The sequence below is a fragment of the Labilibaculum manganireducens genome (assembly GCF_002843385.1).
In the GTDB taxonomy this organism is placed as follows: domain Bacteria; phylum Bacteroidota; class Bacteroidia; order Bacteroidales; family Marinifilaceae; genus Labilibaculum; species Labilibaculum manganireducens.
Window position 1 is genome coordinate 25,783 of sequence record NZ_MVDE01000018.1, and the last position, 16,344, is coordinate 42,126.

Here is a 16,344-nt window from a genome sequence, read left to right on the forward strand (position 1 = left end):
GAAATGAATAAAGGGGTTCACGATATAATAAGTTTGAGTAGAAATAGAGACCAGAGAGCCCGGATATTTGTCCGGATTTTGTGTTTCCTGTTTATTCAGTTAAGTTCATTTCTTGTTGTTTGTTCTCAGGATGTTGAGCAAGTAATCAATGCAAAAAAGATTGGCGTTTCGGGCAGTATCTCAGCCAATAATGTTAATTATTCGGCAATAGGGGTTAAGCGCAACAGAGACGCACATACATTTTATGCTGCAGGTAATTTGAATCTGTCACTGTTTGAACAGTGGTCAATTCCTTTAAATTTCACCTATTCCAATCAGGATGTAGAATTATCGCATGGAGTTAGTTTTAACCAGATAGGAATATCTCCAACTTACAAGTGGGTGAAGCTGCATGCGGGTTATTCAGCCATGAGTTTCTCGCCTTATAGTTTAAGCGGACATAGTTTTTTAGGAGTCGGGCTTGAGCTGACTCCACCAATAAAGCTAAGCGCCAGCCTTATGATTGGAAGACTTCGGAAAGCGGAAGAACCAGTGGGTACGGAAAAGGAAACATTGTTTTTCTACAAAAGGATGGGCTACGGTTTAAAACTAAATTACAAAGACAAGGGGGATGATTTGAGTGTTATTGCATTTGGGGCTAAGGATGATGAGAATTCAGTAAAGCTTATTCCAGACAACACCGAAATCACACCCATGGAAAACCTGGTATTGGGAGTGAATGTTCGTAAAAATCTGTTCAGTAAAATTTTTGTTGGTGTTGAATATACCAATAGTATGCTGACCCAGGATAAAAGACTTAAAAACAGGGGTGAAAAGAATACCGGTGTATTCGTACTTACCAATGGCATCATGAATGCCAACTCATCAAGTTCTGTTTATACCGCTATCAAAACTGATGTATCCTATCAAAGTCAGGATTTTTCTGTGTCGATGTTGTACGAAAGGGTTGATCCGGAGTACCAAACATTGGGAGCCTATTATTTTACCAATGATATGGAGAATATTTCAGTGACAACTGCCAAACAGTTTTTAAAAGGACACTTAAATATCTCTGCAAATGCCGGTTTGCAAAGGAATGATCTGAAAAACGAGAAAAAATCAAGAATGAATAATGTGGTGGGAGCTGTAAATGTTGGAATACAAACAGGTGCCAAAACGAATCTGAATTTATCCTACTCAAACTATAGTTCTTTCACGAATATCCGATCCGATTTCGAAGACATAAATGAAGTGAATCAGCAACAGGTTTATGATACCCTCGATTTTACCCAGGTTTCTCAGAATATGTCACTTAGTCTGTCGCAGGTTTTGGGTGATGTGAAAAATGCAGATGCCAGACAAAATTTAAATGTTAATCTGAATGTGCAAATGGCATCGGAAAAACAGGAAGGGCAGAATAAAAAGCCCGGAAATAAATTCTACAGCACCGGAATTACACATAGTATTAGTTGGAAAAACAGTGGAGTTTCTTTGTCCTCCTCAATAAATGGGAATTACAACGATATGGAATCGGGTGATGCCTTAACTCTTGGGCCAACACTGAGTTTGTCCAAAAGGTTTAAAAAGAATTTGAGAAGTTCGGTGAGCGGATCCTGGAACAGATCCTACCAGAACGGCGATTTCGCAAATCGGATTTATGTGATTCGGTGCAATAATTCTTATGCTGTAAAGAAACATAGTTTTACTCTAAGCATGAATTATATGAATAGGCATGAGGAGAAGAAATATGCAGAGTTTACTCTTAGTATGGGATACAATTACAGTTTTTAAACAAACAGCAGAAAATGAAGTTCGATTCAATAGGTAATAAATTAGTTCGAAATGGAATTTACAGGGCAACGATGAGGCAATCGCTGCGAAATTTGATGTTGCTGATTTTGCTTGTTTCTGTATTTAAAGTTGGATTTTCTGCAAATCATTTTGCTGTTGAAAATGATATTGATGAAATAAAACTATTTCAAGAGGATTCTGTTCAATCGCAAGGAGCATCGATGGCTGCATCTTTGGTTAATCCAAAGGATATTAAGCGAATGGAGAAATTGATTGCTACTGCAAAGAAAATCAGAACCGAATCGCGTAAACTTCAGGATTTAATAAATTCCAAAAAATCATTCGATTTACCATTAGGTAAAGATCAGTCAATTGGAGTGGGAGGAGTTACAATATGTATTGATTCCGTATTTCTAACTCCTAAAGGAGGCGAACTTTGTGCTTCAGCATTAATTGATGTACCTCTTGCAAAAAGACAACTTGGATTTGCCGGAAGCCGGATTGGCTTTAACCGTGGAGGATTTACGGGCGATGCACGTTTAATGCTGATTGGGAATCAGTCTTTTCCGCTTAACAAGAACATGACAATGGTATTTGTAGGTGAGAATAAAAAAACATATGTAGATTGGGATTGCAACGGATACAGGGGGATGGGCTTGCAGGGAAAGCTTGAGTTTAGCCGCGATGTACTATTGCCTGCCGATACAATAAATACTGCAAAGGTTTCTGCCGCTTTCGAAACAAGTATTACTACATTTTCTGATTTTGTTGTTGATGTGAGCTTGGATCCTTTTCAGGTGAAAGGTCTTACCGATTTTAAGTTTAAGGTTAGCAATGCAGTTTTTGATTTTAGTGATACCCGAAATTCTTCAGGGATGGTCTTCCCAAAAGGCTATCAATCTACCTCAATGCCTGAATTAAATAGTCCGCTTTGGCAGGGATTCTATTTAAAAGATTTAAATGTTGAGATTCCAAGTCAATACCGCAAGAAAAATCAAGAGGAAAATATAAGTCTCTTTTTGCGAAGTGCTATTATTGATGAAATGGGTTTTACAGGGGAATTCGGAGGAACCAGTTTAATTCCTTTGGAAGAAGGAGATATGAGTGGTTGGGCATATTCTTTGGATACATTGGGAGTGGGTTTAAAGTACAATAAGTTACAAAAGGCATGGTTCAATGGAGATATTTTACTACCAATTGCCGGTGATACAGATCATTTGGGCTACTATGGTTTAATTCAACCAGATGATAAATACTATGTGAAAGCAACAGTAAAGGAAGATATGGATTTTCCGCTGTTTAAATCAGAAGTGAAATTAGCTCCTTCTTCATATTTAGAAGTTGATGTGGAAGATCATCGTTTTCATCCTACAGCGGTATTGCATGGTTCAATGGTACCAAAAACAAAACTTCTAAATATTGGAGACATTTCTTTTGAAGGATTAATGGTGACTACCCGGGAACCCTTTCTGGATGCAGATCGTTTTAGTTTAGGACGAGAGAATACACCTAAAAAGTTAGGTTTTTTACCAATTCAACTCAACAGAATTACATTAACGAAACGAAAAACGAATGAATACGGTTTGGGTTTGGACATGACCGTTAATGTTAGCAGTAGTTTTAGTGGGATTGCAGAAGCTATTATTTTGGCCGAAAAAGATCCTGAACGAATAAAATTTAAGTATGCAGGATTGGATATCGGCAAGCTGGGTATTGAAGTAAATCAGGGCAGTTATCAATTAAAAGGTTTTGCGCAATGGTACAAAAATGATCCTCTTTACGGATCCGGTTTTAAAGGAATGGTTGATGCCAAATTTACGCCCGGAATTGCTTTGCAGGCTTCAGCGCTTTTTGGCAGTGTTGAAGGATATAGGTATTGGTATGCTGATGGTATGTTTACTTTGCCGAGTGGTGTTCCTGTATTTCCAGGTTTAAGTATTTACTCTTTTGGAGGTGGTGTTTACAATAGGATGTCGCATAGCGGAACAGCTTTAGGTGCAGGCAGTATTGGGGCAACTCCCAGTGGAATTGTTTATGTGCCAAACAAAGAGGCCGGTCTTGGTTTAAAAGCAAGAGCCGATCTGGCTTCACCAGATAAATCTGCAGTAACAATTGAAACAATTTTCGAGATGTCGTTCAATAGCAATGGAGGATTGAATTACATTTCGTTTGAAGGAAACGGGAAATTTTTATCTCCCTTAAATATTCCGGGTGCTGATGCTATGCAGGCAAGTTGTATGAAGTTGTCTAAAAGTCTGGACAAAGGATTAAATAATATAGTTGAAGACGTTAATATGTCTGGAATATCAAAAGTAAATAATCTACTTGACAAAGTTAATCTGCCTGGAATAAAAGGACAATCGGATGTTCAAACGCAAATGTTTGGCTCTGAAAGTGAAATTGCCGGAAAATCTGTGGTGGCTGCAAAAGCAAAAGTCAGCTACGATTTTCCCAATAAAAGTTTGCACGGAACATTCGATTTGTTCATGAATGTGCCGGGAGGAGTTATTCAGGGGGTAGGATCGAATGGAAGAGCAGGCTGGGCCGAATTGCATGTCGATCCTAAAGATTGGTATTTCTACATGGGAACCCCAGAAGACAGGGTAGGCATTAAATTAATGCGCATACTAAAAACAGGCAGCTACTTTATGGTGGGAACAAAAATACTGGGCAGTCCGCCTCCACCAGATGAAGTTGCAGATATTCTGGGGGCAGATGACTTGGATTACATGAGAGATTTTAATGCATTGGGAACAGGGAAAGGCTTTGCTTTTGGCTCCAATGTCAGCATCAGTACCGGAAATCTGAATTTCCTTATTTTCTACGGCTATTTTAATGCCGGTGCTGGTTTCGATATCATGTTAAAGAATTATGGTAACGAAGTGCGGTGTAAGGGGAGTGGTAAATCGCCGGGCATTGATGGCTGGTATGCCAACGGACAGGCTTACGCTTATCTCGACGGAGAAATTGGTATTCAGGTGAGAGTATTTCACAAACGAAAAAGGATACACATTCTGCACATAGGTGCCGCAGCATTACTTCAGGCGCAATTACCAAATCCATTATGGATGAAAGGAATTGTTGGTGGCCGCTATAGTGTTTTGGGTGGTTTGGTAAAAGGCCGTTGTAAATTCGAAGTGGAAATTGGCAATAAATGCGAATTGGTGGGAGGAAGTGTATTGGACGAACTGGAAGTGATTTCGGATGTTACGCCTCAAAACGGAAGAGTTGAAGTAGATGTTTTTACCGCTTTTCAAACTGTTTTTAATCTGGAAATTGAAAAGCCGTTCGAAATGGTTGACTTGGATGAGATTGAAAAAACTTTCCGTGTTAAACTGGATGAAATGAGCTTAAGCTTTAATGGAAAACCAATAGAAGGAGAAATAGAATGGAATGAAAATAAGGATGTGGCTATTTTTAATTCGTTGGACATATTGCCTCCTGAATCGAAAATTGATTACAAGGTAAAGGTGAGTTTTGAAGAGAAAATTGGTGGAGTGTGGAAAAAAATGAAAGGTCAGACTCAGGAAGAGAAGGGCAGTTTTACTACCGGAGTGGCTCCTGATTATATTCCGGCACGTAATATTGCCTACTCTTACCCGGTATCGAACCAATTCAATTTCTTTAAAGATGAATATGCTTTGGGTTACATTAAGCTCAGAAAGGGACAACCCTATTTATTTGAACCGGACGATAAATGGGATCAGAAAATGAGAATGACCCGAAAAAATGGAAGTGCACTGCTGGGCGATATTTCTTATGCCGACCGTACCGTTAATTTTGAAATACCAAAGGGATTGATTACCAACTCTGTTTACAAACAGGAACTGGTAAACATTCCAAAATTTAGTGCCGGTAAAATGGATGCTAATGTTGTAATTAAGGAAAGCGGGAACGAGGATGCGACTGTAAATAATAAAAAAGCCAAAGAGGGGTCAAGTATTACTACTGTAGAAGAAAAGCAGGTTTACGAAAACTTCTTTAGAAGCAGCAACTACAATACTTTTAAAGAGAAATACAAGAAAATACAATTCGGACGAAGTTGGGAATGGCCTGTGTATACAGGTGTTTATCAGGCAAACGTAATGTTTAATTCTCCTGAAGTATTTGGTAAAAATGAACTGAACGGAGGAGATGATTACAAACCATTAATACAGTTCGAAGCGCAGCAAAACAACCGCTGGTTTAAAAATGGATTGAATCCATTGATGTATGGCGAATATCCTTTGGCCGGAAAGTACACCTTAGATTGGCGGAAACCAGATGTTTTGGGAACGCCTCCGGTTTTTGCCGTAGGAATCTCACAGGACATAACGAATCCTTTAATTACGGAAACCAATTATACGGGAGAAGATCCGCAGGTGCAAACACAATATTTTAACCTGAATTACAATATTGCTGCCGTAGCTTACGGCGATTTTAAAGATTTTAGAAACAAGGTAGCTAAAGTATCATTAATGCCTCAGAAAGAGAATTTGAGTAACCTGTTGAACAGTCATTTCCCTTTTCAAACCGGTGGAAAATACGAAGTAATTATTCGTTATGTATTGCCTGGAATCAACAAGGAGACTTATTCGAACAAATTGGTGGTGCCTTATTTAATGGACTAAAGGAGTTATGAATGTGAACGTTGTGGTTAGATTGACCCCAAACCCTTAAAGGGGCTTAAGGGCAATAGTTTGGAAGAAGTCCCCTTTAGGGGATTTAGGGGTAGGAAAGAAGTAAGACTGTTTGGAGTTATGAGTTATGAGTTATGAGTTATGAATGTGAACGTTGTGGTTAGATTGACCCCAAACCCCTAAAGGGGCTTAAGGGCAATAGTTTGGAAGAAGTCCCCTTTAGGGGATTTAGAGGTAGAGAAGAAGTAAGACTGTTAAGAGTTAATTAGAAATTATGCTTTGGGTTTTTTGTAGTAAAACCTTTAAAAGCCTTTTTGCTGGAGTGAAAAGCGAAATAATAAAAACGAGAATGTCGAAAATCGATAAGAGTAGACACCATTTAATAAAATTTAAAATGATTAAAAAGTTTTTACTAATTGTGTTAACAATTTTTTGTGTTGGAGAGGTAAGTGCACAACAACTGCTATCACCATCGTTTACTTTTTCGCACAAGAAAACGGCTTATCTAACTCTTGTTGATGGAACAGAACTAGAGGGAATCATAAAGGATGTTGATAGAAAAAAAGGTTTAATAAAGTACATTAAAATAGAAGATAAAATAGGGAAGAAACACAAATTGAAGCCTGCCGCTATTGTACACATGTATCTGCCGGCAAGTGGTCTGGATAAATTGAGTAAAGCAATTTCTTTTGTGGAGGATATGAATAAATGGAACAAACAAAAGCTGAATCAGGATTTGTTGCGCCAGGGCTATGTTTACTGTGAAAATACGCAGGTGTTGGTAAAAAGGAAAGAGAGAACAATGATGTTACAATTGCTAAATCCTGAGTTTAGTAATGAAGTGAGAGTGTTTCACGACCCAATGGCAAAACACACTATGGGAATTGGTGTTGCAGGTATAAATGCAACGGGGAACATTGCAAAATCATACTATGTGAAAAAAGCTGATGAAGATGTTGCTCATTTAATTAAGAAAAGCAAATACAAAAAGGAATTTGCTGCACTTTGGGGTGGATGCGATGCCTTAATTCAAAAAACAACTGATATTAAATGGAGAGATTTAACTCAACACATTTTGGATTATTCTGATTGTGGTAAGTAAGATATCATAAATCAAAACAAAAATATTTTTATTGCTGGCACGCTTTTGTAATTCGTGTCAGCAGAAATATATAATGAATCTTTCTCTTGGTTTTTTGTGTAGTCGTTTGGAAAGTCCCCTTCAGAGCTTCCGAAAGCTTTCGGGATAGAGGTAGAAGAAGTAAGACTGTTTGGAGTTATGAGTTATGAATTTGTTTGGATATACTCTGCTCCCGCACGATTGCATCGTGTGGCAAGTAATGACTGTTACCCCAACCCTAAAGGGGCTTAAGGGTAATAGTTTGGAAGAAGTCCCCTTAAGGGGATTTAGGGGTAGAGAAGAAGTAAGACTGTTAAGAGTTATGAGTTATGAATGTGAACGTTGTGGTTAGATTGACCCCAAACCCCTAAAGGGGCTTAAAAGGTGCGGTTTTGGAAGAAGGAGAGTCCAAAAAGGAATAAAAAAAAATGATCAGAAATTATTGATTGAATTATGAATAAACAAATACCAAGGAACATTGTTTCCATTCTCTTACTAGTATTTGCTCTGCTGTTTTCAGCAGGTACAAGTAATGCACAACATTATCCGGTACAGTGCAATGTTCAGGTTATTCCACCCTATTCGGTACATTTGGCCGATTATTATCAAGGGGGCAATCAAAAGTTATTGGTCAATCTTACGCTAAAAGATTTAAATCACGCTGATCTTTCGGTACGCCTGCGAATCAGCATCGAAGGACAGGGAATTAAACTGATTACCAAAGACGATTTTATTCCCAAAACTCCCGTTCTGCTTCAGGCAGGTACACCCGAGTTGTTGTACGGCGATCGTTTGGAAGAATATTTGGTGCCCGAACACATGAATTTTTCGGGAATCACCAAAAAACAGTTCCTGAAAACCGGACGATTGCCCGAAGGCGTTTACAAGTTTACGGTAGAAATATTTGAGGCCCGCCGACAGGAAAAAGTATCGAACACAGCCACCAGTATGGCGTGGATGTTGTTGAACGAACCACCGGTAATTACTGCACCAGCCAATAATAAATTGCTGAAGGCTACCGACCCTGCCTCCATCTTTTTCAATTGGCTGCCACGGCACATGAACTCACAAAATGCCTTGGCAGATGTAGAGTACGAATTTACAATGGTGGAAATCTGGCCTGTAAATCAGTCGGCCGAAGAGGCAATTCGTTCCAAAGAACCATTGCTGAAAACCGTATTCCGAAACACATCCTTTGTTTACGATGCACAATACCCCATGCTGGTACCCGGACGCCAATATGCCTGCCGGGTACGGGCCTTTAGCAATCAGCAAAAAGAGATGTTTAAAAACGAAGGTTATTCGCCCGTGGTAAGCTTCGTGTTTGGCGAAGAATGCAAGCCGCCTTTATTGGTTGATGTTGATCCGGCTCTTGGAGGATCGGCGCAGCTGAGTATTGTACCCCAAAGCAATCACAGCTCGTTTACCGTGCAAATTCGCGATGTTGCAGGCGACAAGTGGTACTCCCAGCAGTCGAACCAGCCCGATTTTGAGCTGAAACAGCTAAAACCGGGTGCTACCTACCAGTACAAGGTACAGGCCCAATGCGAAACGCTCGAAAGTGAGTTTACCCCAATCAGCCAGTTTAGCCTTTCGAAAGAAATGGCAGAAGTGGAATGCGGACAAAATGCATCGGTGCCCGAAATTGATGGCAGTCCTACATTAAATCAGCTTAAAGCAGGCGATGTAATTAATGCAGGTGGCTTTAAAGTAACAGTGAAACAGGCAAGTGGCAGCAGAGGTACATTTACCGGAAGCGGTGTGGTGCGCATTGGCATGTTGGGCAATATTGAACTGCGAACCGTTTTCGATAATATTAAGGTAAATGAAAGCTACCAGCTAACCGCCGGAGAAATACGTGTGGTGGGTTCGGATATTTACGCTCTGGGCAGCGATATACGCGATCAGGCCGACGATTTTTTCAACAACGATATTTGGGACAGCGTTGATGATGCCATTGCAGATGCCGAAAGTATCGTAGATGAGATCAGCAATCTGCAAACAGACATGGGCGGCAACAGCCTGAATAATGAATTGGAAAAAGCCAAAAGAACCATCGAGAAAGGGCGCGATCAGTTGGCTGTAGGGAATAAAGAAGGAGCTCAGTTAGTAAAAGAGGGAGCCGATAAGGTGGCACAAATTCTCGATCAGGTAAACAGCGGCGATTACCAGATTACCCCCAACGGCATTCAGTTTTTGGCTTACGACCAGCAGCACTATGGTTTCGACAGCCACGAAATTGGCTTAACTGAGGAAGAGAAAAAAGCCTATTTGCCCTACTACCAAAGCATACAACTGGGCGACTCTACTAAGAGCTACTACATAAAGCCCTGGAAAAGCATTGCCAGTAATGGCAACGATGTGGTGAACGTGAAAATGCAGTTGAGCAGTGGCATGAAGGCCGACACTGTTCATTTTATGACTGCCATGGGAGCCGAAATTGCAGCACAAAAACAGGGCGATGCTTTTAGCTTGAACCTTCGGGGCAGCTTTCACGAAGATGTGCAGCAAATTACCGCTTATTACGAGGTAAAAAACGACAGCACCAAAAAAACAAAGAAAGTACCCATAGGCGCACTGAATGTAATCAGCTACGATCAAATTGAAAAGAATATGGTTTTGGTTCCTGTAAATGGGAACAATACAAGCATACCACGGGCACAGCTCGAAACCTACTTAAACGATACTTACAGTCCGGCCAATGTAAGCTGGACAGTGAGCCAACATGCTGGCGTACAAGTAGAGTATAACGACGACATGAGCCAGGGTTTGGACGATGGCGAATCGCGTATGCTGAGCAATTACACCAAGGAAATGAACAAGGTGATCACTGCCTTGAAACGTTCCGGCGATTACGACGAACATAAAACTTACGTGTTTTTGGTAGATAAAGCCAGGAATCCTGCAAAGGCTGGTTTTATGCCTAAAAAGAGGCCTTGGGGTTTTGTATTTACCAATGTTCATTACAACAACAGCAAGGCATTGTGTCGAACCATTGCCCACGAGGTTGCTCATGGCGAGTTCCGCTTAAGTCATCCTTTTCAGGATTTTCCTTCCATTCCCGAAAACTCTACCCAAAACCTAATGGACTATGCCGACGGACAACAATTGCGCAAATACCAGTGGGACGACATTCATAACCTTAGGGATGTGGAGTTGTATGGGCAGGATGAAGAGGGGAATGCGGCCACAATTAATCCTATTAATAGCCAATATACTCTTCTTTTTGACTTGGTTAATAAATATGCAGAATCAGCACCGCCCCCTTTAGATTCATATTTTGGACTTATTGACCGTGCAATAACGAATTCAATAGCAAGTGTGCCACTGACCTATACTGATGATTATGCAGATACCTGGACTGATGTGGATAAAAAATGGATCGATGAATGGTCTTTAAGAGCCAAAAGTTCAGCCGATGTGTTAAAAGAAACGTGTGCTATTTCAGCAATTAAAAAAACAGGAGCAGGTAAGAAAATTGATAAAATAATTCTAAAAGAGAAACATATTTATCTAGCAAAATATACTATCAAAGATGATATATATCCAATAGCTATTTATGGTGATGGAACAAATCATAAACTTGAAAATATTATAACTAAAAGGCAGGTAAATAATTTGGATAGTTTGATAAGTAAAACAAATATTAAACATATTTATTGCGATGATGCTTTATTTTCAAAGTATCTTGTGATTGCTTTTTATGAAAAAGATAAAAAGAAACCTTCTATGATGATTCAGGTTATGCCACCTGATAATTTCACCATTAATGATATTAAAGAGAGGTGGCTAAAATATTTAGGTATTTACATGGAATCTTTAGACGGAAAAACTATTGATGAAATATTTTTGCAATATGATGTTTTAACAGCTTCGCAAATTGCATATGTTAGAAATTTGATAGAAAAGGAAAAGGACGAAACAAAAAGAGGAGATTATTATCAGGAGTTACAAACCAAAGTTGCTTATCACAACCAAGTTGACAATGTTAATTCGCCTTATAGGACATGTAATGTAACCTCATTGGCTATGGGATTTGAGATGTTAGGTGTTTCGAAAGAAGACTATATTGCCAAAGCAGAAAAGGATGGTCTGACTATTTCTGATGATGTAAAAAATGGTGATTTTGAAGACTTACTAGAGCATATAAGAAAAGAAAAGAAATTTGGTGATCGCACTTCGGCTAGTACATGGACTAAGCTAGCCAAATATAATGGCTTAAAGGTTGTGGAAAAGGCCGCAGGTTCATCTAAAAACAAACCAGAATTAACAAAATACTTAAATGAGCGTTTACGTGCAGGAGATGGTATATTAATGTCTATTGCATATGAAAAAGGACATATTGTGCGTCTTCAAAGTATAAATGATACCAAAGTTGTAATAGATGATCCTTATGGTACGGTTAGTAGTTTGGCAAAACGAGAATTTAAAGGATTAAATTCGTCAAGCACTTATGATAGGAATACTGCCGACATGAGTGATTCTGGACAAAAAGGAGAAGATTGTCCAGTTGCATGGAATGAGTTTGATGTATCGGTTGAGCAAGGCAATGGAGGTAACGAAGAAATTAAAGCTGATAAAATATTTAAATATGAGGTTGATGGTATAGTTTCAAAAGAATCTTTTGAAGACTGGCTAAAGGGAAAAGCGATTAAAAATATAGGGGAATACGATACCCGTGAGGAAACCAAAACCGAGACAGCTAAAGGAAAAACAATAACTACAACAACAAAATATTATATAACCAAAGGTGCAACGGTAAAATATTATCGCATTTTTTCAAAACCATAAAACAATGAAAACTAAATTATTAATAATAATGCTATTGTGTTCGCTTAATTTGTCGGCACAGAGTGATTTTAAGGAATTCGTAAAGTTATTTCCAAAATACGAATGGAGTGAATTATCATCTATTTTTAAAACTAGAGAAAAAACAGGGAAGTCTATAGACCCAGAACTGGCTAATAAAAGCATATTTGGAGAGTATTCAGGAAGAGTAAGAAAGCAGACAATTGATTATCCATACCCTACAAGCGCTCCTCATACAAGAGTGAATGATACCTGTTATATACAATATCATGGCGGTTATCATGGTATTTATGATTCTCATTCCGATTCTAAACCGAATACATTACTTCCGTTGGCACGGGTTGATTTTAATAATGATATTGTAATGCTAGTGCTATATTACAAATATTTCAATTTCGAAGAAAATTATTACAATTCAAGTCAAGAAGTTTACTTGTTTAGGAAAACGGACGAGCAGATGTTATCAGCCATAAATTTTCATGGTGGAGGAACATGGAGAGTGTTTCTTGAAAAAGACACAACGATTACTTCTTATGAATGGTTTCCTAAACCAGGCGATACCGATCCTACTCCCGATAAAGTTTTACGAAGAATTGAATATAAAATAGATCTTGATGGTTATTTTCATCAAACAAAAATAGAAGACCCCTACGAGAGTGGCATCTTAATAGAAGGAAGAGTGCAAGATAGCGATGGCTGGACCAATGTAAGAGAAACTCCTGATGGAAAATCAAAAGTACTATATAAAGCTTTAAGTGATAGCCCTATTTATGTTGAAAAAATTGAAAATTCTAATTGGGGAAGGGTGGTGCAGATTCAAATGGGAAAATCACCTGATTTAATATTTAAGTTTAGTGGTTATATACATTTAAGTAGAGTTAAACAATAGTATTTTCTGCTCTCGCCTCGCTCCCGCACGATTGTATCGTGTGGTTTGTGAGAAAGTTATGTGGTAAGTAATGCAATTAGAAATTAATGATTAACTGTTTAGAGTAAATTTTGATATGAGTCGTAATAATAAATTTATCCCTATTACCCCAAACCCCTAAAAGGGGCTTAAGAGGGTAGTCGATGTGAAAAAGTTCCCTTTAGGGGATTTAGGGGTAAGAGATGAGTAACAAGAAATAGGAAATAAGAAAGCAACCGTACTCCCTCGCACGATTGTATCGTGTGGTTTGTGAAAGATATGTGGTAGGTAATGCAATTAGGAATTAATGATTAACTGTTTAGAGTAAATTTTGATATGAGTAGTAATAAGTTGTTTTATAGTCCGGAGGGAGTTCATTTTATGACTGCCATGGGAGCCGAAATTGCAGCACAAAAACAGGGCGATGCTTTTAGCTTGAACCTTCGGGGCAGCTTTCACGAAGATGTGCAGCAAATTACCGCTTATTACGAGGTAAAAAACGACAGCACCAAAAAAACAAAGAAAGTACCCATAGGTGCACTAAACGTAATTAGCTACGATCAAATTGAAAAGAATATGGTTTTGGTTCCTGTAAATGGGAACAATACAAGCATACCACGGGCACAGCTCGAAACCTACTTAAACGATGCTTACAGCCCCGCCAATGTAAGCTGGACAGTGAGCCAACATGCCGGTGTGCAGGTTGAGTACAGCCACGACATGAGCCAGGGTTTGGACGATGGCGAATCGCGTATGCTGAGCAATTACACCAAGGAGATGAACAAGGTGATCACTGCCTTGAAACGTTCCGGCGATTACGACGAACATAAAACTTACGTGTTTTTGGTAGATAAAGCCAGGAATCCTGCAAAGGCAGGTTTTATGCCTAAAAAGAGACCTTGGGGTTTTGTATTTACTGATATACATAAACGCAATAATATAAATCCGACTAAGGCATTGTGCCGAACCATTGCCCACGAGGTCGCTCATGGCGAATTCCGTTTAAGTCATCCTTTTCAGGATTTTCCTTCCATTCCCGAAAACTCTACCCAAAACCTAATGGACTATGCCGACGGACAACAATTGCGCAAATACCAATGGGACGATATTCACAACCTAAGGGATGTGGAGCTTTGGGGACAGGAGGAAGAGGGGAATGCGAGTGTTAATAAGCGGGAAGCATATAAGCAAATAGAAAGATTGCGTTATGGACGTGCTACAAGAAAACCTATTAGTCTTACAGATTATAGTTTTATGTTTGAAGAATTTGAATATCCTAAAGGTAGTAGCGACCCAATTGTATTTTATGGTATTCATGCAACGGGAGGAGAATATTTAATGACAGATAAGTATAGTGTAGGTAATACTGTGATGAGACAAAGTCAATGTTTGAAATTTGTGTTTACTCATTCTGGGGAGAATTGTAATAATCCTGATTATTTATCCAATATTCAATTTACATCTTATCCAGGGGAGTTAACTCTTGTTGTAAATGCCAGTCAAAATAATAAATTCATAAGTGATATATTAACATTGACTTATTCTTCTTGGATTTCTGAATTTAAACAATTGATTAAGGAAATGAATTGGGAAAGACTACAATATTATCCTGAAGAAGCATATTATGAATTGTCAATAGATGATAGATTAGAGGTAATTAATGGGATATTTAATAGTAATACTATTTCTGATGGTTATTTGTGGAGTGCAGATAAAGAAAATATTCTCGCAAGCGTTGTGAAAAATATATCAGGCATTACTGATCAGAGAAAACTTCTTGAAGTTTTATTGAAGAATAATGCGATAATTAATCTCATTAAAGATATTGATGGTTCTGAATTGAAGAGTTTTGTATTCACAATTTCTGATTATATCACTAAGGTATATGGTAAATCAAGTTACGCAGAATTAGCAAGGTACAATTTGTCTCAATCTGGAGCGTATAATAAAATATTTAGATGGGCGGAAACGGCTGGTCCTGACCCTAGTTATCACTCAAAAGGAAGCAGAAGATTAGGTTATTTTATTATAACATACAATACGGATTGGTGGTTTGATGAAGAAGAGAAACTTATGGATATTTCACCTTATGAATTTGTTGGGATTCAGATTGAAAGCCCAATTGAAAGCTTAAATGCTAACACTGGTGATTTTGTTGTTATTCCGGGAGTTCTATTTCATTGGATTTTAAAACAACAGGATAGGAAACAAGCATTTGATGATGCCGTGTTAGCAGCAGATTTATCACTAACAGTATTCACTCTTGGTACATATGCAGGTGTGAAAACAGCAGTTAAAGTCGGGACAAAAGTAACTATTGCCATGACTATTGACTTTGTTTTTCAGGCTGCGATTATTAGTTTAGATCCAGAATTTAATTTTACTGATGTAAAACTGACTGATGTGGTTTGGAGTGGTGCTAGTTCTCTAATAAAAGATCCTAAAATGAATATCGTAATATCATCAATTAGGGGTGCACTAAAGGGAGCTTATGAAGAATCCGATAAGGGATTCGAGGAAGCATCTTTAGTTGCTCTTGAAATAATGGAAAATGAAATAATTATTGCGATTATTACTCATGGTTTAGTTGGTCAAACTAATTATCTTAATTTGCTTGAAAAAACTTTTAAGAAAAGCCCCAAAGCAGTGTATGATAAATTAATTTCATTAGGGATAAAACCAAAGGATATTCAATCTGTATCAAATCAATTTGTTAGTAATGCATTGAAACTAACAATAAAAAGTTTAGGAAATGAAAAACAAAAAAAATAGAGAGTATTGGCTTTATGTTATAGGTTTAATTGTTTTAGGTTCATTGTATATTTCAGTTTTGCGTGATTATGAAAGATATATAAATAGAGACATTAAAGTTAGTACTAGGGCTAGAGTGTTTAAAGCAATTGTACAGCATTTGGATTCAATTGGTGGTCCAACTTTTGTATATGGTTTTTTTGGATTAATAGCAATGTTTTTTGTCTATAAAATTGTATTAGGAATACTTAAAAATATGAAAGATAATTCGGAAGAGAGTTAGATTGATATTTATTCCCCCGCTAGTGCGCGATTGTATGGCGTTCTAAGTCATACAGTTTTTCTTGTGTGATAAAGGAACATTGGAA

General features: G+C 38.2%; 7 protein-coding genes. All 7 read left to right on the forward strand.

The annotated features are described in order from the left end of the window. Positions 1 to 3: 3 nt before the first annotated feature. A complete protein-coding gene (locus BZG01_RS12520) occupies positions 4 to 1,770 on the forward strand; it encodes a hypothetical protein (protein ID WP_101310183.1) in 1,767 nt (588 codons plus the stop codon). 14 nt (positions 1,771 to 1,784) lie between these two features. After that, complete coding sequence (locus BZG01_RS12525; protein ID WP_101310184.1) at positions 1,785 to 6,380, forward strand: hypothetical protein; 4,596 nt, start codon at positions 1,785 to 1,787, stop codon at positions 6,378 to 6,380. A gap of 403 nt (positions 6,381 to 6,783) precedes the next feature. Beyond that, positions 6,784 to 7,491: a hypothetical protein gene (locus BZG01_RS12530; RefSeq protein ID WP_143470904.1), complete on the forward strand. Its 708-nt coding sequence runs from the start codon at positions 6,784 to 6,786 to the stop codon at positions 7,489 to 7,491. 471 nt (positions 7,492 to 7,962) lie between these two features. Further along, positions 7,963 to 12,300 carry a fibronectin type III domain-containing protein gene (locus BZG01_RS12535; RefSeq protein WP_101310186.1) on the forward strand — a complete coding sequence of 1,446 codons (4,338 nt, stop codon included), beginning with the start codon at positions 7,963 to 7,965 and terminating at the stop codon, positions 12,298 to 12,300. A 4-nt stretch (positions 12,301 to 12,304) separates the two neighbouring features. Next, positions 12,305 to 13,207, forward strand: coding sequence for a hypothetical protein (locus BZG01_RS12540; RefSeq protein ID WP_101310187.1), 903 nt, complete (start codon positions 12,305 to 12,307; stop codon positions 13,205 to 13,207). Between the two features lie 354 nt (positions 13,208 to 13,561). Further along, positions 13,562 to 15,997, forward strand: coding sequence for a hypothetical protein (locus BZG01_RS12545; protein WP_143470905.1), 2,436 nt, complete (start codon positions 13,562 to 13,564; stop codon positions 15,995 to 15,997). Then, positions 15,978 to 16,259: a hypothetical protein gene (locus BZG01_RS12550; RefSeq protein ID WP_101310189.1), complete on the forward strand. Its 282-nt coding sequence runs from the start codon at positions 15,978 to 15,980 to the stop codon at positions 16,257 to 16,259. The genes BZG01_RS12545 and BZG01_RS12550 overlap by 20 nt, the downstream gene beginning before the upstream one ends. Positions 16,260 to 16,344: the final 85 nt, after the last annotated feature.

Coding starts and splice junctions, on each gene's coding strand:
- BZG01_RS12530 (WP_143470904.1), top strand. CDS start 6,784: ATGATTAAAAAGTTTTTACTAATTGTGTTAACAATTTTTTGTGTTGGA.
- BZG01_RS12540 (WP_101310187.1), top strand. CDS start 12,305: ATGAAAACTAAATTATTAATAATAATGCTATTGTGTTCGCTTAATTTG.
- BZG01_RS12550 (WP_101310189.1), top strand. CDS start 15,978: ATGAAAAACAAAAAAAATAGAGAGTATTGGCTTTATGTTATAGGTTTA.
- BZG01_RS12535 (WP_101310186.1), top strand. CDS start 7,963: ATGAATAAACAAATACCAAGGAACATTGTTTCCATTCTCTTACTAGTA.
- BZG01_RS12520 (WP_101310183.1), top strand. CDS start 4: ATGAATAAAGGGGTTCACGATATAATAAGTTTGAGTAGAAATAGAGAC.
- BZG01_RS12525 (WP_101310184.1), top strand. CDS start 1,785: ATGAAGTTCGATTCAATAGGTAATAAATTAGTTCGAAATGGAATTTAC.
- BZG01_RS12545 (WP_143470905.1), top strand. CDS start 13,562: ATGAGTAGTAATAAGTTGTTTTATAGTCCGGAGGGAGTTCATTTTATG.